Here is a 22,691-nt window from a genome sequence, read left to right on the forward strand (position 1 = left end):
TGTTAAGACTGGAAGAGACCAGTCTCTTCATCATATCGGATCGGTGAGGTTTTAAACTCCGCTTCCGTTAAGTCCGTTTGCATTGGCTCACTAACGGGCAGGCTGAAGACGCGGGACGCGCGAATATCAAGATCAAGTGCGGGATGTGAAAAGGCAGACAGCTTGCTTATGAGCGGCACGTCCAATTCTTTTTTCACAAGAGATAAGTATTGCTGCCCTTTCTTTGACATACCAAGTAAACGAATGTAAGGCGCTTCTCTCTCTTTCAGCAGCTCATGCATGGCACTCTTTTTCACCCTCATTAAGAGATGTGTATTCATCCGCTGCAGCCTTGTCCACGTATATCGTTTTGTTTTCACAAGAGATAGATATTCCTCGTAGGAGGACGCATGTGAAATCGCCTTTTGCATGCGGTGTTCGATGCCTTCTTCGATTTCATAGATGCCTTCTAGTTCTGCTGTATCCATTGTGTGAAAGACTTGTTTTAAGAAGCTAAAGTAGGCTTCTTGCGTATGTAAAAGACCATAAGAAGAATGATAGTCATGTAATTGCTTGAGCGTAGCTTCTGGGAGATATGGGGCGACTGTTTCAAATGTGCCGTGATCTTTTAAGGCTTTTCGTATACTTGTTGCGCTTGCGATTTTCTGATTTTTAGGAAGTTCTTCATCATGATAACCAGATGAAATCCTTTGAGAGGTAAAGGGCTGCATGTGAGGGGATCTCTCCAAGATGGCTTTGACATAATGGAAACCTAAAATGTTATTTGGCTTGGACAGATCCAGTAAGTGCTTAGGATCAATCACCTCTTGAAACGCAGCTGCTGCAGCTGCTGGATAACTAAGGCCTTCTTTCACCTTTTCTTTTGTGAAAAGGTCAATTTCTCCTTTTTTCTCAAGCCAAGCATGAGCCGTTCGCTCAAATGCTTTAATGTCACCATCCTCGCTGCCGAAAAAAAGGGAGCGGCATTTTAAAGCATCTAGAATCGCCACAGCACCGTTTGCAAAGGTTTCTGCCTTTTGCACTGCGTATATGTATGGAAGCTCACACACAATGTCTACACCGTTTTGCAGCGCCATTTTTGTCCGCGCCCATTTTGAGACGATGGCAGGCTCACCACGCTGGAGGAAGGAACCGCTCATGACGGCAATGGCAACATCTGAGGAGGTATGTGTTTTCGCCTGACGAACATGATAGGCATGTCCATAATGAAATGGATTATACTCGACAACGACTCCTGTTGCTTTCAATAGATGTTCCGCCTTTCTTGCTATGGTTAAATGGTCTATGCTAAAGTAGCATAAGGGAAAAATGAAGCCCATTTTTTTCAGTGTAGGCATTCCGCGAACTGATGTCAAACAACCCTCTGACATCACAAAGGACTGTAAAGAAAAAATATTGACAAATAACATGATGAAAGCTATAATCATGTTTGTTGCTCTTAGAGGTGATACAATTGAAATGGACAGTTTATCAGTTACATCAAAAAGCTAAAAACAGCTTCGATTTTCATGAGACGGTTGACTTAAATGAACTTACTAGCCTTCATTCAGATATACGTCGCATTTCACCGGTAGAGGTGAAAGGGACTGGAGTGATCGAATCAAAGCAAGTCGCATTTGATTTAACCATCACAGGTGAAATGACATTGCCTTGTTCAAGAACGCTTGTTGATGTAAATTATCCATTTGCGATTTCAACGAAAGAACTATTTGTACTTCATAAGACAGACGATATAGAAGATGAAGACGTTTCTATTGTAGAAGACGACATCATCGACTTAACGCCTATAGTCAAGGAAGAAATTCTTCTTGAAGTGCCGATGCAAATCTTTTGCGACCAAACGGATGTAAAAGGTGCTGCACCACAAGAAGGGAATGACTGGGCGGTCATTTCGGAAGATGCACATCAAAACCGAATTGATCCGCGTCTGGAAGGCTTGAAGAAGCTCTTAGAAGAAAATAATGAATCTTAACTTAACTCTTTAAGGAGGTGGGAATAATGGCTGTACCTTTTAGAAGAACTTCTAAAATGAAAAAAAGATTGCGTCGTACGCATTTCAAACTACAAGTACCTGGTATGGTAGCTTGCCCAGAATGCGGTGAAATGAAAATTTCTCATCGTGTCTGCAAATCTTGCGGAACATACAAAGGCAAAGACGTAAAAAGTAACTAATGCTTGATAAAAAAACGTGAGGGAATCTTCCCTTGCGTTTTTTTATTTGTCTATTTTTTAGGTTTCTCTCCTGCAAATAGTCTATCTACTCTAGTAGGCGCATATGATGTGGTATTCAGATTCAGGGGGGATGATCAATTGACGATTACAAGGCAGGACGCATGGACACAAGATGAAGATTTACTTTTAGCAGAAGTCGTCTTAAGGCACATTCGAGATGGAGGAACGCAGCTTTCCGCATTTGAGGAAGTCGGGAAAGCATTGTCAAGAACAGCTGCAGCATGTGGTTTCAGGTGGAACTCATACGTTAGAAAACAATATCAGGCAGGCATAGAGCTGGCGAAAAAACAGCGGAAAGAACTGCGTAAAAAAATCGGTATTCATTCCTCTGGTTTACCACAGCATGCGTTAACCATAGAAGAGAAGACATCTTCAATTCAGGCTGAATTGACCCTTCGAGAAGTGATTCAGTTTTTAGAGCAGCTTGAAAAAGAACCTGATGGACCTGCTCATTTACGCGAGGAACTGGCAGATGCACAGCATCAATTGAAGTCACTTACAGAAGAAAATGAACACTTAAAGCGGCAATTAAAAATGACAGAAGAAGATTACCGGGCACTCATAGGTATTGTTGAAAGAGTCAAACAGAATATCAGCTTAAAAGAATATGCTAAATAAAGAGACGCCCCTCACAGAGAAAGGAGGGGCGTTTTGTGATCAGTCTTTAAGCGGATTCACCTGTATTTTTTTGAATATGAGCGGGCTCCCAGATGAGTGGATTTTCACCCTTATCGCGCTCCATATCATATTTTACTGCTTCAAAGCCCATTTTATCCCAAAAACCGGCTGATTTGACGCGCGGATTGGTCCGAATTGGCAATCCGAACGATTTGGCGAATTCAACAAGTGCTTCGCCGTACCCTTTGCGCTGATACCCAGGAAGCACTTCCAGCTTCCACAGCTCTAAATAATCATGATTGTGGTTAAAATACGTTGTCGTTGAGCCGTCCACTTGATAAAGGCTCATACGTGCCACTAGCTTATCTCCAAAATAAATTCCGTAAAATGGAGAGTTGCTGTCATTTTCAATCATATTGCTTTCAAGGTCTTCAAGCATGGATAGCTCTTGTATGCCGTATTCCTTAAATTGTTTAAATTCCTCTAAAGTTTTGTAATTAATTAGAAGTCGTTTTACTTGTGCCATATGATCTTCCCCCTTACACACATAATGTCGACAGTGATGTCATTGAAGGCGTTTTCATCCCATCCGCCTCGAAAAGTTTTTACACTTATTATTATAGTTTTTAAATTAAAAAAATTCAATCATAGCGCGCCATCTGCTTTTTGCATCACGACATGAACCTGTTACAATAATTGATATAATGAAGTAAACAGAAAAAGGGAAGTGCGGCAGTTGAACATTGGAATCATTGGCGGCGGTGCGATTGGTCTGCTTTGTGCTAGTTATTTATCACAGCATCATGACATCACGGTCTTTACAAGAAGAAAAGAGCAGGCAGAAGAGATTCGAGCATCAGGCATTCAGCGAACAGTAAAAGGAGAAACATGTCAGGCGGCTGTTCATGCACAGACAGGAATAACAGGAGTATTTGATTTGCTCATCGTGACGGTGAAATATCATCATTTGCAAGATGTGCTCGATGAATTATCGACATTACCTCGTCAGCGTATCTTATTTTTACAGAACGGAATGGCTCACTTATTAGATTTGGAGAATTGGAAAACGGCACATTCATTATATATAGGTGTGGTAGAACACGGGGCTATGAAGATGTCAGATCATGCAGTGAACCATACAGGTATTGGTGTCATCAAGTGGGGGGCATTTCAGCATGAGGAAGCAGCTGATATAAAAAATGCATTGAATGAGACATCATCTCATTTTCAGATGATCTATACGGATGAATGGAAAAAGGTGCTGGAGGAAAAACTGCTTGTCAATGTCTGTATTAATCCGCTGACGGCTTTGCTGCATGTGAGAAACGGGGAATTGATCGCAAACCCCTCATATGAATACATGATGAAATGTGCATTTGATGAAGCGGTATCCATCTTGGGATTGTCTGAAAAAGAGCGGCTCTGGCCTTATGTCATCTCTGTTTGTGAGAAAACGGCTGCGAATCAGTCGTCTATGCTTCAAGATATTGTGAAAGGCCGCCAAACCGAAAGAAAAGCCATCGTTGGCTATCTTTTAAAAAAGGCTCAAGTTCAAGGTGTTGCGGCGCCACATCTCACTTTCTTTTATCGAAGCTTGGAAGTATTGGAAAAAAAGCAAACAAAATCTTTTGAGTGAGATCATTTACATGCTATACTTTTTTCGGGAAACTAACTATTTATTGAAGAAAGGAAGTTCTAAACATGCAATTGACTGAACTTTCCATCCGAAGTCAGAATTTATTCATACGTGATTATATAGAAGAAAAAAAAGAGATGACGACTTTTTTTGATTATGATATACATTCTGAGCACACATGGAAAAAGAGATACGACGATCTCATGGAAATGAGCTTCCCGCGCGAGGCTTTAGCGGATTATATGAGCGCATACCATGCAAAGTTTGAATCGGCAGCGATGCGTCAGAACATTGAAAAGATCCGTGATGAACGGAGTGTCATGGTGGTTGGAGGACAGCAGGCTGGTCTATTAACAGGACCGCTTTATACCATACATAAAATCATATCCATCATTCAGTTTGCAAAAGAAAAAGAATCAGAGCTTGGAGTCCCAGTGATTCCGGTCTTTTGGGTAGCCGGTGAGGATCATGACGTAGATGAAATTAATTTTGTGTACACGTCTGGCGAAAAAGAACCAGTGAAACAAAAGCTGCCATTACATAACGTCAAAAAAGCGGCTGCGAAAAGAATCCCGCTTGATCAAGAAAAAACCGAGAAATGGCTCCGTGATGTGTTTTCAACATATGAAGAATCTGCGTACACCAATGACTTGCTCGATCAGCTTCTTCGATGTTTACGCAAATCACAAACCTTTACTGATTTCTTTGAATGGATTGTAAGTGACCTCTTTGAAGAAGATGGACTGCTTTTATTTAATTCAGGTGACTTAGGTGTCAAACCACTTGAGCGTGCGTTATTCAAGCACATTGTTGAGACAAATGATGCAGTCACTGCTCGCTTAAAAGACACGCAGGCCGCCATGAAACGAGCAGGATATCAGCCGATCATTGAAGCTGGTGACAGTCAGGCAAACCTATTTTACGAATATGATGAGGAACGTTTCCTAATTGAGAAAGAGAACGGCCGGTTTTCTATATCAGAAGTGGGGCTTACATGGACAAAGGAAGAGCTTCTGCAGGAAGTTGAGGAGCACCCAGAACGGTTTAGCAACAATGTGGTGACGCGTCCCTTGATGCAGGAAAGCCTTCTCCCAACACTTGCTTTTATGGCAGGACACGGTGAGGTTAACTATTGGGGAGAACTGAAAGGAATCTTTGAGCATTTTAAATTAAAAATGGCGCCTGTTCTTCCAAGACTGCATGTGACCATTCTTGAAAGGCACATCGACAAGAAACTGCCGGTTAGAGAACTGTCGGTAGAAGAAGTGCTGACAAGCGGAGTGAATGAAAAGAAAGAATCGCACTTTGAACAAAGTCTTCCAGACAGCTTTGTTCAAGCAGTTCAACAGGCCAAACGTGAATTAGCGAATGCTCATGGTGTGATGAGACAAGAAGCACTGGAGATTGAACCAAACTTCGAGCAGCTGCTAGATAAAAATGCCAAATTTATCGAAGACCAGCTTCAATTTGTTTATCAAAAGGTGGCGCAGCGTGTGGAAGAGAAGGAAGGATATATCCTTCGGGACTTTGAACGGATTGAAAATAGTTTAAAACCACTGGACGCCCCGCAAGAAAGAATTTGGAATATCATGTATTTTTTAAACAAATATGGACCAGAATTCTTCAAAACGTTCAAAAATCTGCCATTTTCATTTCAAAACAAGCAACAAATTGTCAAACTTTGAAATAAAGTTTTAATGAACCCTGACTAGTTCAGGGTTTTTTTTTATGTAGAAACAGTGTAGAATAAGTTTTGTGGAGAGAAGTGGTGGATAGTGGAGAGTAAGGGTGAGAAAGTGGGGCTCTGATTATCATGTTCATGGGTGAATACCAGCATACGATTGATTCAAAAGGGCGCATGATCATCCCTGCTAAATTTAGAGACGGTCTCGGAGAACAGTTTGTGCTGACGAGAGGGCTTGATCAATGTTTATTTGGCTACCCTATGAGTGAGTGGAAACTAATCGAAGAGAAACTCAAAGCACTACCGCTAACGAAAAAAGATGCACGTGCGTTTACCCGGTTCTTCTTCTCTGGCGCAGTCGAATGCGATCTGGACAAGCAGGGGCGTATAAACATCGCATCAAACCTACTCCAATATGCAAAACTCGAAAAAGAATGTGTGGTCATCGGCGTTTCAAATCGAATTGAGTTGTGGAGTAAGTCGATCTGGGAACAATATACAGAAGAGCAAGAAGATTCTTTTGCTGAAATTGCTGAAAACATGATTGGATTTGATATATAATAATCCCTTGTGCAGCAAGCTTTCTACACATTCATTTCTATTTGAAAAAGGTGGGACCATAACATCATGTTTCAACATGAGACAGTATTATTAAAAGAAACAGTTGACGGTTTAAACGTAAAAGAAGACGGTACATATGTGGACTGCACGCTGGGCGGAGCAGGTCATAGCTCATATTTACTATCTCAATTATCAGAAAAAGGAACATTGATTGGATTTGACCAAGACGATGCTGCACTGGATCATGCACGAGAGAAGCTCGCGGATGCTAAAGCGAACATTCTTTTCATAAAAAGCAACTTCCGATATTTAAAAGAACGTCTGAATGAACAAGGTATTACAAGCGTAGACGGTGTGATTTTTGATCTTGGGGTTTCATCTCCTCAGCTCGACACACCAGAGAGAGGCTTTAGTTATCACCATGATGCACCTCTTGACATGCGAATGGATCAATCAGCCGCATTGTCGGCAAAAAAAGTGGTGAATGAATGGCCATTTGAAGATCTAGTTCGGATTTTCTACAAATATGGGGAAGAAAAATTCAGCAAGCAAATCGCACGCAAAATTGAAGAAGCAAGAAAAAAAGCGCCAATTGAAACAACGGGTGAGCTTGTCGACATTATCAAAGAAGGAATTCCGGCACCTGCAAGACGAACTGGCGGACATCCAGCGAAAAGAGTGTTTCAAGCGATTCGAATTGCCGTAAATGATGAATTGAAAGTATTTGAAGAAGCACTAGAACAAGCAATAGAGTTACTCAATCCGAAGGGGAGAATTTCTGTCATTACATTCCATTCACTTGAAGACCGGATTTGTAAAAGTACATTTAGAGAAATGTCTTCTCTTCCAGAACTTCCGCACGGACTACCAGTGATTCCAGAAGGACTTGAACCAAAGCTGAAGCTGATCACGAGAAAACCGATCGTTGCATCAGAACAAGAGCTGGAACATAACAACCGTGCCCGTTCAGCGAAGCTCCGAATTGCAGAAAAAAAGTAAAACGACACCATAGATGATGATAAAAAGGAGGTTTCTTATGAGTAATTTGGCTTATCAAAGAGAAGTGAAGCAACATCAAACAGAGCAGCAAGGCCAATCGGTTGTCATTAAAAGAAGAGGTTCTATCACACTTGGTGAAAAAATCTTACTTGTCATGTTTGTCATGGCTCTTATGTGCAGCTCCATTCTCATCATTTCTAAAGCCTTTGCTGTCTATCACGCCAATATTGAAGTGCAGAAATTAGAACAGCAAGTATCTTTAGAATCGAAGAAGATCACTGAGCTTCAAAAGGAAAAAGACTTGCTGAGTGAACCAGAAAGAATCATCGAAGCCGCGAAAAAAGCAGGCTTAAGCATATCGAAAGATGTTAAGAAGGTCGATTAACATGGCGATGCCTAAAAAGAATAAAATGATGAACAGAGGCGCGGCAATTGCAAGTATTTGCTTCGCCCTGTTTTTCTTTATCATCCTAGCACGTTTTATCTATATTCAGATTACAGGAACGGTTGATGGACAAGTGTTAGCCGCCAAGGCTAATGAACAATATCAATCGAAGAAAACACTTGAAGCCAAAAGAGGGTCTATTTTAGACCGGAATGGAAATGTGATTGCTGAGGATACATCTGTGTATAAGCTCATTGCGGTCATGAGCAAGAAAATGACAGTGGACCCTAAGCATCCAATGCATGTCGTCGATAAAGAAAAGACGGCAAAAGAGCTCTCAAAAGTCATCGACATGAGTGAAAATGAAATTTTAAAGCGTCTCAATACAAAAGATGCATTCCAAGTTGAGTTTGGTAAAGCGGGGAAAGATATTAGTTTTTCAACGAAGGAAAAAATTGAAAAGCTAAAGCTTCCAGGGGTCGCATTTGAAAAAGACACGAAGCGATATTATCCAAACGGCATGTTTGCTTCTAACCTGATCGGTTATGCCAGATTAGATGAGGCGACAAAGGACATGTCAGGTGCAATGGGACTTGAGAAGGCACTGAACAAATATTTAAAAGAGAAAGACGGCTATGTGACATATAACAGTGACAGAAGCGGATGGGCCTTGCCGAATAGTAAAGAAGACATTGTTGCCCCGAAAGACGGGAAAAACGTCACGCTGACCATCGATCAGAAAATTCAAGCGTTTCTTGAAGAAAGTATGACGCAGGTTGCCAAAAAGTATAAGCCGAAGAAAATCATTGCCACAGTCGTTGATCCGAAAACTGGAAAGGTTCTCGCGATGGGGCAGCGGCCAAGCTTTAATTTAAATGAACTAGACATTACGAATTATAACAATGATGTCATTTCATATGCGTTTGAACCAGGTTCAACGATGAAGATCTTTACCCTCGCTGCGGCGATCCAAGAAGGGGTCTACCAAGGCAGTGACAAATATCAATCTGGTACTTATAAAGTAGGCGGCGGCCTTGTGAGAGACCACAACAACGGAAATGGCTGGGGGAAAATTGACTTTCATCAAGGGGTTCTTCGCTCATCAAACGTGGCCTTTGCAAAGCTGGCGAAAGAAAAACTAGGCTTCACACGATACGAACAATATTTGCAGAAGTTCCATTTCTATGACAAAACGGGGATTGACTTGCCGAACGAAGCGTCTAGCAAAATCAATTATAGATACGAATATGACAAAGCATCGACGGCTTATGGTCAAGCGTCAGCCATCACACCGATTCAACAAATCGAAGCAGCCACAGCGATAGCAAACGGCGGAATAATGATGAAGCCATATGTCATTGACCATATTACAGACCCGAATACAAACAAAACGATTTTGCAGCACGAACCAACAGCAGCAGGAAAACCGATTTCATCTGATACAGCGAAGCAAGTTCGCGACATTTTAGGTGAGGTTGTTTCCTCAAAAATTGGAACAGGTCAGCCTTACCAAATCAAAGGCTTCGACGTTGCTGGAAAAACAGGAACGGGACAAATTGGCGGTGCCGGCGGTTACCTCCAAGGAAGAAACGATTACGTCTTTTCATTTATGGGAATGGCGCCAAAAGATGATCCGAAGCTGCTTGTTTATGTAGCTGTACAGCAGCCGCAGCTGTCTGAAACAGAAACAGGGTCTGCCCCGGTTTCTCAAATCTTTAACCCTGTGATGAAAAATAGTCTGCTATATTTAAATATTGCACCAACAAAAACAGACGATAAAAAATCAGGCGCAGAAAAAGTGAAACAAGAAACGATGCCTTCATTCCTGGATTTAGAAGTGAAGCAGGCGGAAACAGAAGCCAAAAATAAACACTTAGCGCCTGTTGTCATTGGAGACGGCCTCTCCATTAAACGCCAGTGGCCGAGTGCGGGCTCTGAATTCTCTGAAAGCCAGAAAGTCTTCTTGAAAACAGCAGGGAAAACCATTAAGATGCCTGATATGACAGGCTGGTCCAGAAGGGAAGTCCTTCAATATGCTTCGATTTCCGGTGTGCATATAGAAACAAATGGACAAGGATATGCTGTAAAACAAAGTGTCAAAAGTGGAGCGGAGATTTCAGACAAAGTCGTCACTGTGACATTTAAAAGCCCAAATTAACTTTAAACCTAGCAAACCGCTTGCTAGGTTTTTTCTTTTGCTCCAGCTGAATATCACGTAGCGTTCTACAAAAGGACGGGCCTGCATATGATGAAAACAAGCCATATGTAAGGAGTGAACCGGGCGTGCGAGTGTCAAGTGTAACAGTGAGAAAACGATTGCTTTTCGTGCTGCTGTTTGGGGTGATCATTTTTTTCATCATAGATACTAGATTAGGATATGTGCAGTTTATTATGGGCGAGAAGCTGACAAGCTTAGCAAAAGATTCATGGAGCCGAAACCTTCCATTCGAACCGGAACGGGGAGATATTTTGGACCGGAATGGAGTAGAGCTTGCGACGAACAAAAGTGCCCCATCTATATTGGTCGTCCCTCGGCAAATTAAAGATCCTGCAGAAACAAGCAAGAAATTGGCAGCAGTACTGAATATGTCTGAAGAGAAAGCGTACAAGCATGTCACGAAGAAAACATCAATTGAACGAATTTCTCCTGAGGGCAGAAAGGTATCTCATGAAAAAGCAAAAGAAGTAAGAGAGCTTGATTTAGAAGGCGTGTATGTAGCAGAAGACAGCATCAGACATTATCCGTTTGGCAGCTTTCTTTCACATGTACTGGGCTTTGCTGGAATCGATAATCAAGGTTTACTTGGACTGGAAGCCTACTATGACGATGATCTAAAAGGCGAAAAAGGTTCTGTGAAGTTTTATTCCGATGCAAAAGGGCAGAAAATGCCAGATGAAGCAGACGATTATACACCGCCTAAAGATGGTCTTGATATGAAATTAACAGTCGATTCAAAAGTACAAACCATCATAGAACGGGAATTAGACAATGCGCAGGCAAAGTATAATCCAGATGGTATGATTGCGATTGCGATGAATCCGAAAAATGGTGAAGTGCTGGGAATGTCAAGCAGACCAGATTTTGATCCAGCTGACTATCAATCAGTTGACCCAAAAGTGTTTAACCGAAATCTTCCGGTGTGGAGCACATATGAGCCGGGTTCGACGTTTAAAATTATTACACTTGCAGCAGCATTAGAAGAAAAGAAAGTAAATTTAAAGCGCGATTCATTTTTTGACAGCGGATCTGTGACAGTTGATGGTGCAAGACTTAGGTGCTGGAAAAAAGGCGGGCACGGATCACAGTCATTCTTGGAAGTGGTTCAAAATTCCTGTAACCCCGGCTTTGTAGAGCTAGGAGACCGTCTTGGGAAAGATAAATTATTTTCCTATATTAAAAATTTCGGATTTGGTCAAAAAACAGGAATCGACCTTCAAGGGGAAGGGCGGGGGATTTTGTTCCCGCTTGATCGTGTAGGTCCTGTAGAGCAGGCGACCACGGCCTTTGGGCAAGGTGTATCTGTTACGCCGATTCAGCAAGTAGCTGCAGTAGCAGCTGCGGTAAATGGCGGGACACTTTACACGCCTTATATTGCAAAAGAATGGATAGATCCAATCACAAAAGAGGTCGTGAAAAAGCAATCACCGATTGCCAAAAAGAAAGTGATTTCAGCAGAGACATCTAAAGAAATCAGGTTTGCACTTGAAAGTGTAGTCGCCCAAGGAACTGGCCGAAATGCATTTGTTGAAGGGTATCGGGTCGGCGGAAAAACAGGAACAGCACAGAAGGTAAAGGACGGAAAGTATATGGAGAATAACCACATTGTGTCGTTTATCGGATTTGCGCCTGCAGATGACCCAAGTATTGTAGTCTATGTGGCTGTGGATAACCCAAAAGGCACCATTCAATTTGGTGGTACCGTGGCCGCACCAATTGTTGGTCATATTATGCGGGACAGCCTGCCTGAGATGGGTGTGAAAAAAAGAAAAGGCCAAATTGAAAAGAAGTATCAGTGGCTGGACACAAAAACCATTGAAGTACCGAATCTTGTAGGGGGATCTGTTTCAGATCTTGAATCCCTCTTGATCAACCTAAAGATCGATGCCTCAGGAACTGGCAGTAAAGTAGTGAAGCAATCACCTGCTGCTGGGACAAAGGTCAAAGAAGGCTCCACGATCAGATTATACTTAAACGATGAATAATAAAGAATGAACAGAGGGTAGCCGCACTCATTCGGCTGCCTCTTTTTGTTGAAAGAGAAGGACCGTTTGAAAAAAAGAGTCCAAAGTGTGTTTTTTCCAACAGAAACTTAATGAATACGCTGGATGTATCCTTTTTTTTACGATAAAATATAGACTGTGTGTTTTTTTCACAAGACATGCACGTGAACGAATTTGAGAGGTTTGATATGAAAATGAAATTACAAGAACTGCTTACATACTTTAAAAGTGAAAACAACGAATTGATAAACGAAAATCCTGATATCACTTCCATTGAAATGGATTCAAGAGAGGTGAAAAAGGGAAGCCTTTTTGTCTGTATAAAAGGCTATACAGTAGATGGACACGATTATGCTGAAAAAGCGGTGAAAAGCGGGGCTGTAGCAATTGTAGCGGAACACCCTCTTAACATAACAGATGTACCAGTCATTATTGTGAAACACTCTCAAAGAGCACTTGCAAGAATAGCTGATGCGTTTTATGGACAGCCAACTCATAAGCTGAATCTCATCGGGATCACAGGCACAAACGGAAAAACCTCAACAACACACATGATCGAACAAATGATGAGAAAAGCCGAGAAGAAAACAGGCTTAATCGGTACGATGTATATGAAGGTAAATGATGACATTCTCGACGTGAAAAACACCACACCTGAAAGTGTCACACTTCAGAAAACGTTTAAACAGATGCTTGATCAAGATGTAGATACAGCCATTATGGAAGTATCATCACATGCACTCCATCTTGGCAGGGTGCATGGATGTGATTATGATATTGCTGTTTTCACAAACCTTACACAGGATCATCTTGACTACCACAACACAATGGAAGAATATAAACACGCGAAAAGCTTGCTATTTTCTCAGCTCGGAAGCGCCTTTCATCACAATAAACCCAAGCATGCGATTTTAAATGCAGATGATGAGGCTTCGAGTTATTTTGAAAAAGTCACAGCTGCTGAAGTCATGACGTATGCCTTAGAGCAAAAAGCAGATGTCATGGCAAAAAATATTCAAATCATGCCGAAGGGAACTCAATTTGATTTGGTCACTCCAATTGGCACCAAGAATGTGACGGTTGCCCTCGTCGGAAAGTTCAATGTGTATAATATCCTGGCAGCTGTATCAGTCGGGATCGTATCTGGCTTAACGTTTGAGTCGATCGTTAGTGCGATTGAAGAGTTGGAGGGAGTCAAAGGCAGATTTGAACTTGTAAACTGCGATCAAGATTTCCCTGTCATTGTCGATTACGCGCATACAACTGACAGTTTAGAAAATGTCCTCACAACGTGTAGAGAATTAACAGAGGGCAAAATTTTCTGTGTGATTGGCTGCGGCGGCGACCGTGATAAAACAAAGCGTCCTCAAATGGCCCAAATCGCTGTGAAATATGCAGATGAACCTGTATTTACATCAGACAACCCAAGAAGCGAAGATCCTTCAGCCATTTTAAAAGATATGGAAAATGGGGTGCCAGACGCATATTATCATAGCTTTGTGAATCGGAAACAAGCCATCTTCTTTGCCATTGCCAATGCGAAAAAAGGCGATACAGTCTTAATAGCGGGTAAAGGCCATGAGACATATCAAATCATTGGCGATCAAGTCTATGACTTTGATGATGCAAAGGTTGCAGTTGACGCTATTTTAGATCTAAACAAATCTTAAAATGATGAAAAGAGTGTAATGAAATGAAGCATTTTGTACAAAAACAACATACGAAGAACGCGAATGAATACCATAATAATGAATGCAATTTTCTGATGGAAAACGGCTTTGGAAATTCGGAAGGAGTAAAGAACGATGCTTGAACAGGTGATATTGTTTACAATCATAATGGGATTTTTAATCAGTGTTCTTTTATCCCCGATTTTTATACCGTTTTTAAGAAGACTTAAATTTGGTCAAAGTATTAGAGAAGAAGGCCCGCAGTCTCACCAAAAGAAATCTGGTACTCCGACAATGGGCGGAATTATGATTATCTTTTCTATCACCATTACAACGATTGTGATGATCAACAAATTCTCTGAGATTAGTCCAGAAATGTTTTTACTGTTATTTGTCACACTTGGTTACGGCCTATTAGGATTTTTAGATGATTATATTAAAGTAGCGATGAAACGAAATCTTGGATTAACATCGAAACAGAAATTAATCGGTCAAATTGTGATCGCAGTGATCTTTTATGCAGTTTTCCATTATTATCAGTTTGCAACGACGATTCGCATTCCAGGAACAGACGTCAGCTTTGATTTAGGATGGGCTTACTTTATCCTTGTCGTTTTCATGCTTGTCGGAGGTTCTAATGCCGTGAACTTAACGGATGGACTGGATGGTCTCTTATCTGGAACCGCTGCTATTGCTTTCGGAGCTTTTGCCATACTGGCTTGGAATCAATCCCAGTATGATGTAGCGATCTTTTCAGTAGCTGTTGCAGGAGCCGTCCTTGGTTTCCTTGTGTTTAACGCACATCCTGCAAAAGTATTTATGGGTGATACAGGTTCTCTAGCATTAGGCGGAGCCATTGTAGCAATTGCGATTTTAACGAAGCTTGAAATTTTACTTGTCATTATTGGTGGAGTATTTGTTGTTGAGACGCTATCCGTTATTCTTCAAGTGATCTCCTTTAAAACAACCGGCAAAAGAATCTTTAAGATGAGTCCGCTTCACCACCACTATGAGTTAGTTGGCTGGTCAGAGTGGAGAGTAGTTGTCACCTTCTGGACAGCTGGTTTATTACTTGCTGTTTTAGGAATTTACATCGAGGTGTGGTTATAATTGAATAAGATGCAAATGTTAAAAAACGAACATGTACTAGTATTAGGTCTTGCAAAAAGCGGATATGCGGCAGCTTCAATTCTTCATGAACATGGAGTAAATGTGACGGTAAATGATCAAAAACCGTTTGAAGAAAACGAACCTGCTCAGCTACTTTCTGAAAAGGGGATTGATGTCGTTTGTGGCAGTCATCCTCTTCGTATATTCGAAGATAAAGAAATTACGATTTTAATTAAAAATCCAGGAATTCCATATGAAAATGTGATGGTTCAAGAAGCGCTTCGCCGCCAAATTCCAGTTTGGACGGAAATAGAATTAGCGTATCATTTAACCTCATCCTCTTTTATTGGGATTACTGGATCGAATGGAAAAACCACTACCACGACTTTGATTTATGAAATGCTGAAAAAAGACAGCCAAAAAACATTAGTGGCGGGTAATATTGGAACAGTTGCCAGCGAAGTCGCTGCAAATGCAGCTGGCGATGAGTGGATCGTAACGGAACTCTCTTCTTTTCAGTTAATGGGAACAGTTGAGTTTAGACCTAAAATCAGCTTAATATTAAATATTTTTGATGCACATTTAGACTATCACCACACTCGTGATGAGTATGAAAAAGCAAAGCAGAAAGTATTCGCACATCAACATGAAGATGATATCGCTGTAATTAACCTAGATGATCCATCGGTCGTAAAACTGGCAGAAGGTTCAAAAGCAAAAAAAGTGTTTTTCTCAGTGAAAGAGCCAGTAGAACATGGTGCGTTTATTCAACATGGTGCAATTTATTACATGAATGAACATATCATTGATGTAAAGGATGTTGTCCTTCCTGGTGAGCATAACCAAGAAAACATTCTGGCAGCTATTTGTGTTGTGAAAAATGCAGGCTGCTCAAATGAAGCAATCGTACACGTTCTCACGACATTTAGTGGAGTGAAGCATCGTCTGCAGTTTGTAGATACAATTCAAAGTCGGAAATTTTATAACGATAGTAAAGCAACCAATATTTTGGCAACAAGTAAAGCATTGTCAGCCTTCGAACAACCGACCATTTTATTAGCAGGTGGACTTGATCGCGGCAATGAATTTGATGAATTGAAACCTTTCATGAAAAATGTAAAAGGAATTATCACATTTGGTGAGACTGCACCTAAGTTTGTGAAGCTTGGTGAAGAGCTTGGAATACATCACGTAAAACATGTCGATAATGTTGAACAAGCAGTACCTGCGGCGTTTAACATATCTGAAGAAGAAGACGTGATTTTATTATCTCCGGCTTGTGCAAGCTGGGATCAACATAAAACATTTGAAGAACGTGGAGACATGTTTGTAAACGCCGTGCATATGCTTAAATAAGGGCTTGTCTCTCATATGACTGACAGCCCAAATGAAATTATGCTTGGGGTGTCGGTCTCTTGACGAATAAGAAAACTTCTCCGGATTTTTTGCTTGTTGTCATTACGTTACTTTTATTGACGATTGGTTTAATTATGGTGTACAGCGCTAGTGCTGTGTGGGCATCGTATAAATTTGATGATTCGTTTTATTTTGCAAAAAGACAGCTTTTGTTTGCCGGAATCGGAGTTATCGCAATGTTTTTCATTATGCGAGTCGATTATTGGACGTGGCGGACTTGGTCAAAGATATTGATTGCTGTTTGTTTTCTCCTTTTGCTGCTTGTACTCATTCCTGGTATCGGTATGGAGAGAAATGGATCAAGAAGCTGGATCGGTGTCGGTGCGTTTAGTATTCAGCCCTCTGAATTTATGAAGCTTGCGATGATTGCGTTTCTTGCAAAATTCTTATCTGAAAAACAAAAAAATATCACATCCTTTCGCAAAGGTTTTGCCCCAGCTTTAGGCATTGTATTTTCTGCATTTGCCATCATTATGCTTCAGCCGGATCTGGGAACAGGAACGGTGATGGTTGGAACCTGTATTATTATGATATTTGTTTCAGGTGCGAGAATTGCTCACTTTATATTTCTCGGTCTTATAGGACTCAGCGGGTTTGCTGCACTTGTCTTATCAGCACCCTACCGAATAAAACGAATTACATCGTACTTAAATCCTTGGGAAGATCCGCTAGGCAGTGGGTTTCAAATTATTCAATCCTTATACGCTGTTGGTCCAGGTGGTCTTTTCGGAATGGGACTTGGTCAAAGTAGACAAAAATTCTTCTATTTACCTGAGCCCCAAACGGACTTCATCTTTGCGATATTGTCTGAAGAGCTTGGCTTTATAGGGGGATCACTCATTTTACTCCTCTTTAGTGTTCTATTATGGAGAGGCATACGAATAGCACTTGGAGCCCCAGATTTATATGGAAGTTTCCTGGCAGTTGGTATTATTTCAATGGTGGCCATTCAAGTAATGATTAACATCGCAGTTGTCACTGGACTTATTCCTGTGACAGGTATCACGCTCCCATTCCTTAGTTATGGCGGCTCATCACTGACATTAATGCTGATGGCGATTGGCGTACTTTTGAATGTAAGCAGGTACGCAAGATATTAACGTGCTGAAGCTCATGAAACCATGTTGACGTTTATTTTGCAAAAGTACAAAAAAATGATTTGAAGAGTGAAAATGACAGTTTTTGTTTCGAAAACGTGTTTTTTGACTCTTCTTTACAGGTTTTAACGGAGCCCTGTTGTTTAAAACAGGGTTTATACTTTGTTCAGAGCAGAAAAAAATTGAGGGGAAATGGTATAATGCGTATAGTAATCAGTGGAGGCGGAACAGGCGGACATATTTATCCGGCCTTAGCCTTTATTAAAGAAGTGAAAAGACTGCATCCTGATGTGGAATTTTTATATATCGGTACTGAAAATGGACTTGAAAAGAAAATTGTAGAAAGAGAAAATATCCCTTTCAAGGCGATAGAAATTTCAGGTTTTAAACGAAAGCTTTCCTTTGATAACGTCAAAACGGTGATGAGATTTTTGAAAGGCGTTCAAAAAAGCAAATCTTACTTAAAAGAATTCAAACCTGATGCGGTCATTGGAACAGGCGGTTATGTGTGTGGGCCTGTGGTTTATGCGGCTTCTAAGCTGAAGATCCCGACTATTATACACGAACAAAACAGCCTGCCTGGTATTACAAATAAGTTCCTAGCGAGATATGTTAATAAAGTAGCCATCTGCTTTGACGAAGCAAAGGCACATTTTCCTTCTGAAAAGGTTGTATTTACGGGAAACCCTAGAGCCTCTGAAGTCGTCTCTATAAAAGAGGGGAAATCTCTTAAAGAATTTGGGCTCGATGAACAGAAAAAAACGGTTCTTATTTTCGGCGGGAGCCGAGGTGCTGCTCCTATCAATAGAGCAGTGATCGAAATGCAAGATGATTTAAAGGCTAAAAACTACCAGCTTTTATATATCACAGGTGAGGTTCATTATGAAAAAGTGTTGAATGAGCTAAAGGAAAAAGGTGCAGCACCTAATATGATCACAAAACCTTTCTTACATCAAATGCCGGAGTACCTGAAATCGATCGATGTGATTGTTGCAAGAGCGGGAGCTACAACAATTGCTGAAGTAACGGCTCTTGGAATCCCAACCATTTTTATTCCGAGCCCATACGTGACGGCAAATCATCAGGAAATCAATGCAAGATCACTTGAAAAACATGATGCTGCGATTGTTTTAAGAGAATCAGAGCTTTCAGGGGATCGTCTGCTGCATGCAATTGATGAAATTGCCGGTAATGAAGAAAAACTCAACCAAATGAGCCGTTTAACGAAAGAACTCGGAGTACCAGATGCGGCTGCACGTTTATATAATGTGTTAAAAGATATTACGACTACATGATGGAATGATATTAGGTAAGGCGGAGGGTAATATGGAGAACTTGAAGAATGAATTATTAGAAGCGCAAGTTGGTAAAGTACTTGAAAATGAGCCGCTTGCTAATCATACAACAATGAAAATAGGCGGACCAGCAGATCTTTTGATCATCCCAAAAGATATCGATGCAGTTAAAACGATCATGGATCAGGTGAAAAAACACCATACGAATTGGACGGTCATTGGAAGAGGATCGAATTTACTTGTACTTGATAAGGGAATTCGTGGAGTTGTTCTCAAGCTAGGTGCTGGACTGGATCACCTAACTGTAAATGATGAAGAAATTACAGTTGGCGGCGGCTATTCTGTCGTAAGGCTCGCGACATCTCTTAGTAAGCAGGGTCTTTCAGGGTTGGAATTCGCAGCTGGTATTCCAGGGTCTATTGGAGGCGCTGTTTATATGAACGCAGGTGCACATGGATCTGATATCAGTAAGATTCTTGTGAAAGCTAGAATCTTATTTGAAGATGGAAGCATCGAGTGGCTCACAAATGAACAGATGAATTTCAGCTATCGAACATCAGTCCTTCAAAAAGAACGACCTGGCATTGTTCTCGAAGCCGTGTTTAAGCTCAAACAGGATGATCGCGAAAAAATCACAAAGAAAATGCAGCAAAATAAAGATTATCGTAAAGAAACCCAGCCTTATAACCGGCCATGTGCTGGCAGTATTTTTCGAAATCCGCTGCCTGAATATGCAGGACAGCTTGTAGAAAAAGCGAATTTAAAAGGATACCAAATCGGCGGAGCTAGAATTTCCGATATGCACGGCAACTTTATAGTCAACGCTGGTGGAGCTACTGCTCAAGACGTGCTGGACCTAATTCAGTACATCCAAAAGAAAATTAAAGAAGACTACAACGTAGATATGCATACAGAGGTAGAAATTATCGGTGAAGAAAATTAACAGCTAGTTTTTATGAATGATGGCATCACAGGAAAACAAACGGCATGAAAGAATGCCGTTTGTTTTCTCATCAAAATGATGACCCAAAGATGTGGACAAGCAGCTTTGAATGAGGTGAAGAGTATATATGCGGCCTGATCATGAAAATGAAAAGATCGTCAATATAGAAGAGCGAATTCCTAAAATTAAAGAACAAAGGAAGCAAAAAGCGAATCGTAGACTGATCTCTTTTATACTACTGTTTTTTATCATGGTTTTAATTATTATTTATTTGCAAACACCAATCAGCAAAATTTCTTCTTTAACCATCACAGGTAACGAGCATGTCTCTACAAAACAGCTTGTTAAACTTTCACAAATTAAAGAAGGCGAAACAGAGTTTTGGAATTTAAATAAAGATATAACAGCAGATCATATTAAACAAAATAAACTGATTAAAAGCGTTAGGATCAAAAAGCATTTCCCAAATAAGGTCAGTATTGCTGTCAAAGAATATGCAAATATTGCGTATCTTCAAAAGGGAAATCTATATTATGAGCTTCTTGAAAATGGGACCGCTTTACCAGAAGAAGTTACACCGAGTCATGCAGGACCTATTTTTGTCGATTGGGACAACAAGGAGAAGCTGAAGCAAACCGTTAGATCTTTAAATCAGCTGCCAGCCTCTATTCAGGAACTCATCTCAGAAGTATATTATGTGCCGACAAATTCAAACCAGTGGCTAGTTAAATTTTATATGAATGACGGAAACACTGTGATTGCATCAATTAAAACATTCGGTGATAAAATGAAAACCTATCCAGCCATTGTAAAAGAACTTTCGTCTTCTGAAAAAGGCACAATCCATATGGAAGTCGCTACGTATTTTGAAGCGTTTAAATCTAAGAAAAAGGAAGATGAGCGTTGAGAGGCAAAACAGTTATATTCTCAATTGTCATGCTTGTTCTTGGTTTTCTGATTTCTTTTTCATACCAATATACAAAGCAGCATCAGGCAGATGTCATTCGAACAGAGCAATGGAAAAAAGAATACTCTCTGAAAAGTCAGCTCACAAAGCAAGAAAAGGCGAATCAGAAACTCGAAAAAGAATTATATAGTCTTCAATCAAAGGTTCAAGCGACAGAGTCCAATTTGAAAAATGAAAAAGAGCAGTATTTTAATGTACTGGAAGATGTTGAGAAATACAGAATGTTTACAGGAGAGATTGGTGTAAAAGGAAAAGGGGTCAATGTATCTCTTGAAGATGCATCTTATATCCCGAGTGGACAAAATGTCAATAATTACATTGTGCATGAGAGCCACATTTTTCATGTGATAAACGAACTATTTATATCAGGGGCTTCTGCTGTATCTATTAATGGGCAAAGAATCACACACCAATCATACATACATTGTAATGGTCCAGTTGTCACTGTTGATGGTGTTCAGCATCCAGCACCATTTGTCATTTCTGGTATTGGAGATCCAGCTGTGTTAATACCTGCTTTAAATATTGCAGGAGGAGTGGTCGATCAGCTGACAAGTGATCACATTTCAATGACGATTGAGAAAACGGATATTCGTATGAACCCTCTTTTAAGAAACAAAGATTAAAAGTGAAAAGGTGAGTGGTGTTGAGGAAAAAGAAGCCTTTACTTAGTTTAACAGCTTTAATGATCATATTTGGCATCATGGTCTCCATCCAGTTTAATTCTTTACAAAAGCCCAAAGTTCGTGATACTCGTGATGTTTGGGAACTGAGAGAGGATTTATCTGCATCTAAAAGTAAGGAATTGGATTTGCTCAAAGAAATTGATAAATACGACGAGATGCTAAAAAAATATGGTCATCAAGGAGATCAATCAAAAGAAGCACAATTAACAAAAACGTTAAAAGATTTAAAAGAAAAGGCTGGTTTTACAGAAGTGGAAGGGGAGGGGATTGAAATTGAAATTTCTCAGCTTTTTTCAAAGGACCTTACCGGAGAAGAAGTGAAAAATATCCCGCCTGATCTTCTGAAAAAGTTAATTAATGAAGCCAATATGTTTGGGGCAAAACATATTTCCATCAATGATCGCCGTGTAATTAATACAAGTGTGATTCGAGATATTAATGGCACGACAAAAATAGATGGTTACAGCTTAGATAGTGATGAAGTCAACATTAAAATGATTAGTGAGCAGGCCGACAAATTATACAGCCGTTTAAATGTATCAGATATTGGTGATTTGTTTGCTCAGGAAAACTTCAGCTTGAGTATGAGCCAGCCGAAGAAAAAAATCCATTTAAAAGCATATGACGGTGCAATTCAAGTAAACGAATTGAAGCCTCTTGAAGATGTAAAGGAGGGAAAATCTTAATGTGGCTTCCTGTACTTGGCTTAATCATAGGAGTTGCGATCGGTTTCTTAACAAATTTTACGATACCGAATGAGTATTCTAACTATCTTTCCCTCGCTGTACTTGCTGCGCTTGATACATTGATTGGTGGAATCCGAGCACATCTGCAAGGGGCATACGATGAACTAGTGTTTGTATCAGGCTTCTTCTTTAATATTATACTCGCAATAAGTTTAGCTTTTCTGGGCGTCCATCTTGGTGTAGACTTGTACTTAGTCGGAATGTTTGCATTCGGCGTTAGATTGTTTCAAAATATAGCAGTTATCAGAAGAATTCTACTAACAAAATGGACAATTTCAAGAGAAAAAAAGAAAAAAAGTGAGTCATAAAAAAGGATATACATATGATGTAACGAATATTTTCAGTAATCCTAATAAAAAATGTTGATTTTTTAAGTTTTGTTACACACTTGTAAAAACACATTCATTGTATTGTTGTTCAGCAAA

22 protein-coding genes are annotated in these 22,691 nt (G+C 40.3%); 20 read left to right on the forward strand and 2 right to left on the reverse strand.

All coding sequences use genetic code 11. The features are described from left to right. Window positions 1-2: 2 nt before the first annotated feature. A complete protein-coding gene (locus tag C6Y07_RS00640; RefSeq protein WP_060596400.1) occupies window positions 3-1,247 on the reverse strand; it encodes a nucleotidyltransferase in 1,245 nt (414 codons plus the stop codon). A gap of 206 nt (window positions 1,248-1,453) precedes the next feature. Here C6Y07_RS00640 and C6Y07_RS00645 point away from each other — a divergent pair, with 206 nt between their 5' ends. From C6Y07_RS00645 to gerR, 3 genes are all read left to right on the forward strand, one after another. Then, on the forward strand, window positions 1,454-1,972 hold the full coding sequence (locus tag C6Y07_RS00645) for a YceD family protein (protein WP_034662575.1): 519 nt from the start codon (window positions 1,454-1,456) through the stop codon (window positions 1,970-1,972). A gap of 26 nt (window positions 1,973-1,998) precedes the next feature. Then, a complete protein-coding gene (gene rpmF, locus C6Y07_RS00650; protein ID WP_008354700.1) occupies window positions 1,999-2,172 on the forward strand; it encodes a 50S ribosomal protein L32 in 174 nt (57 codons plus the stop codon). Window positions 2,173-2,310: 138 nt separating this feature from the next. Then, window positions 2,311-2,850, forward strand: a complete 540-nt coding sequence (gene gerR / locus C6Y07_RS00655) for a sporulation-specific transcriptional regulator GerR (RefSeq protein WP_060596186.1) — start codon at window positions 2,311-2,313, stop codon at window positions 2,848-2,850. A 46-nt stretch (window positions 2,851-2,896) separates the two neighbouring features. On the opposite strand, the gene C6Y07_RS00660 is transcribed toward gerR, so the two are convergent. Further along, the gene (locus C6Y07_RS00660; RefSeq protein ID WP_003211702.1) at window positions 2,897-3,376 is read right to left on the reverse strand and encodes an N-acetyltransferase; all 480 of its coding nucleotides are present in this window, start codon (window positions 3,374-3,376) and stop codon (window positions 2,897-2,899) included. 210 nt (window positions 3,377-3,586) lie between these two features. Between C6Y07_RS00660 and C6Y07_RS00665 the strand changes: the two genes are divergently transcribed. The 17 genes from C6Y07_RS00665 to C6Y07_RS00750 all read left to right on the forward strand — a co-directional run bounded on the left by C6Y07_RS00665 (window position 3,587) and on the right by C6Y07_RS00750 (window position 22,574). Further along, the gene (locus C6Y07_RS00665) at window positions 3,587-4,486 is read left to right on the forward strand and encodes a 2-dehydropantoate 2-reductase (protein WP_060596187.1); all 900 of its coding nucleotides are present in this window, start codon (window positions 3,587-3,589) and stop codon (window positions 4,484-4,486) included. A 65-nt stretch (window positions 4,487-4,551) separates the two neighbouring features. Then, entirely contained in the window at window positions 4,552-6,171 is a 1,620-nt protein-coding gene (gene bshC / locus C6Y07_RS00670) for a bacillithiol biosynthesis cysteine-adding enzyme BshC (RefSeq protein WP_060596188.1), read from the forward strand. A 128-nt stretch (window positions 6,172-6,299) separates the two neighbouring features. After that, window positions 6,300-6,731, forward strand: a complete 432-nt coding sequence (gene mraZ / locus C6Y07_RS00675) for a division/cell wall cluster transcriptional repressor MraZ (RefSeq protein WP_060596189.1) — start codon at window positions 6,300-6,302, stop codon at window positions 6,729-6,731. Between the two features lie 66 nt (window positions 6,732-6,797). Beyond that, window positions 6,798-7,730, forward strand: a complete 933-nt coding sequence (rsmH, locus tag C6Y07_RS00680) for a 16S rRNA (cytosine(1402)-N(4))-methyltransferase RsmH (protein ID WP_034662564.1) — start codon at window positions 6,798-6,800, stop codon at window positions 7,728-7,730. Window positions 7,731-7,767: 37 nt separating this feature from the next. Beyond that, window positions 7,768-8,115 carry a cell division protein FtsL gene (gene ftsL, locus C6Y07_RS00685; protein WP_012009864.1) on the forward strand — a complete coding sequence of 116 codons (348 nt, stop codon included), beginning with the start codon at window positions 7,768-7,770 and terminating at the stop codon, window positions 8,113-8,115. A 7-nt stretch (window positions 8,116-8,122) separates the two neighbouring features. Continuing rightward, complete coding sequence (locus C6Y07_RS00690; RefSeq protein ID WP_223254134.1) at window positions 8,123-10,273, forward strand: penicillin-binding protein; 2,151 nt, start codon at window positions 8,123-8,125, stop codon at window positions 10,271-10,273. A 125-nt stretch (window positions 10,274-10,398) separates the two neighbouring features. Beyond that, on the forward strand, window positions 10,399-12,318 hold the full coding sequence (locus C6Y07_RS00700; protein WP_106036772.1) for a stage V sporulation protein D: 1,920 nt from the start codon (window positions 10,399-10,401) through the stop codon (window positions 12,316-12,318). A 212-nt stretch (window positions 12,319-12,530) separates the two neighbouring features. Further along, on the forward strand, window positions 12,531-14,006 hold the full coding sequence (locus C6Y07_RS00705) for a UDP-N-acetylmuramoyl-L-alanyl-D-glutamate--2,6-diaminopimelate ligase (protein ID WP_106156484.1): 1,476 nt from the start codon (window positions 12,531-12,533) through the stop codon (window positions 14,004-14,006). Window positions 14,007-14,141: 135 nt separating this feature from the next. Beyond that, the gene (gene mraY / locus C6Y07_RS00710; protein WP_003211854.1) at window positions 14,142-15,116 is read left to right on the forward strand and encodes a phospho-N-acetylmuramoyl-pentapeptide-transferase; all 975 of its coding nucleotides are present in this window, start codon (window positions 14,142-14,144) and stop codon (window positions 15,114-15,116) included. A gap of 9 nt (window positions 15,117-15,125) precedes the next feature. Next, a complete protein-coding gene (gene murD, locus C6Y07_RS00715; RefSeq protein ID WP_374955731.1) occupies window positions 15,126-16,472 on the forward strand; it encodes a UDP-N-acetylmuramoyl-L-alanine--D-glutamate ligase in 1,347 nt (448 codons plus the stop codon). 59 nt (window positions 16,473-16,531) lie between these two features. Further along, window positions 16,532-17,632 carry a stage V sporulation protein E gene (spoVE, locus tag C6Y07_RS00720; protein WP_003212197.1) on the forward strand — a complete coding sequence of 367 codons (1,101 nt, stop codon included), beginning with the start codon at window positions 16,532-16,534 and terminating at the stop codon, window positions 17,630-17,632. Window positions 17,633-17,829: 197 nt separating this feature from the next. Then, entirely contained in the window at window positions 17,830-18,924 is a 1,095-nt protein-coding gene (murG, locus tag C6Y07_RS00725) for an undecaprenyldiphospho-muramoylpentapeptide beta-N-acetylglucosaminyltransferase (protein ID WP_066030946.1), read from the forward strand. A 31-nt stretch (window positions 18,925-18,955) separates the two neighbouring features. Continuing rightward, window positions 18,956-19,867 carry a UDP-N-acetylmuramate dehydrogenase gene (murB, locus tag C6Y07_RS00730; protein ID WP_034662552.1) on the forward strand — a complete coding sequence of 304 codons (912 nt, stop codon included), beginning with the start codon at window positions 18,956-18,958 and terminating at the stop codon, window positions 19,865-19,867. 127 nt (window positions 19,868-19,994) lie between these two features. After that, entirely contained in the window at window positions 19,995-20,774 is a 780-nt protein-coding gene (locus C6Y07_RS00735) for a cell division protein FtsQ/DivIB (protein ID WP_060596191.1), read from the forward strand. Continuing rightward, a complete protein-coding gene (locus C6Y07_RS00740) occupies window positions 20,771-21,460 on the forward strand; it encodes a DUF881 domain-containing protein (RefSeq protein WP_106036774.1) in 690 nt (229 codons plus the stop codon). The genes C6Y07_RS00735 and C6Y07_RS00740 overlap by 4 nt, the downstream gene beginning before the upstream one ends. Window positions 21,461-21,480: 20 nt before the next feature. Further along, window positions 21,481-22,206 (forward strand): DUF881 domain-containing protein, encoded by a 726-nt coding sequence (locus C6Y07_RS00745; protein ID WP_066030945.1) that lies wholly within the window; start codon window positions 21,481-21,483, stop codon window positions 22,204-22,206. Continuing rightward, complete coding sequence (locus C6Y07_RS00750; RefSeq protein WP_003210988.1) at window positions 22,206-22,574, forward strand: small basic family protein; 369 nt, start codon at window positions 22,206-22,208, stop codon at window positions 22,572-22,574. The genes C6Y07_RS00745 and C6Y07_RS00750 overlap by 1 nt, the downstream gene beginning before the upstream one ends. Window positions 22,575-22,691: the final 117 nt, after the last annotated feature.

The sequence above is a fragment of the Bacillus sp. LNXM12-1 genome, assembly GCF_003004375.1.
GTDB lineage: Bacteria > Bacillota > Bacilli > Bacillales > Bacillaceae > Bacillus.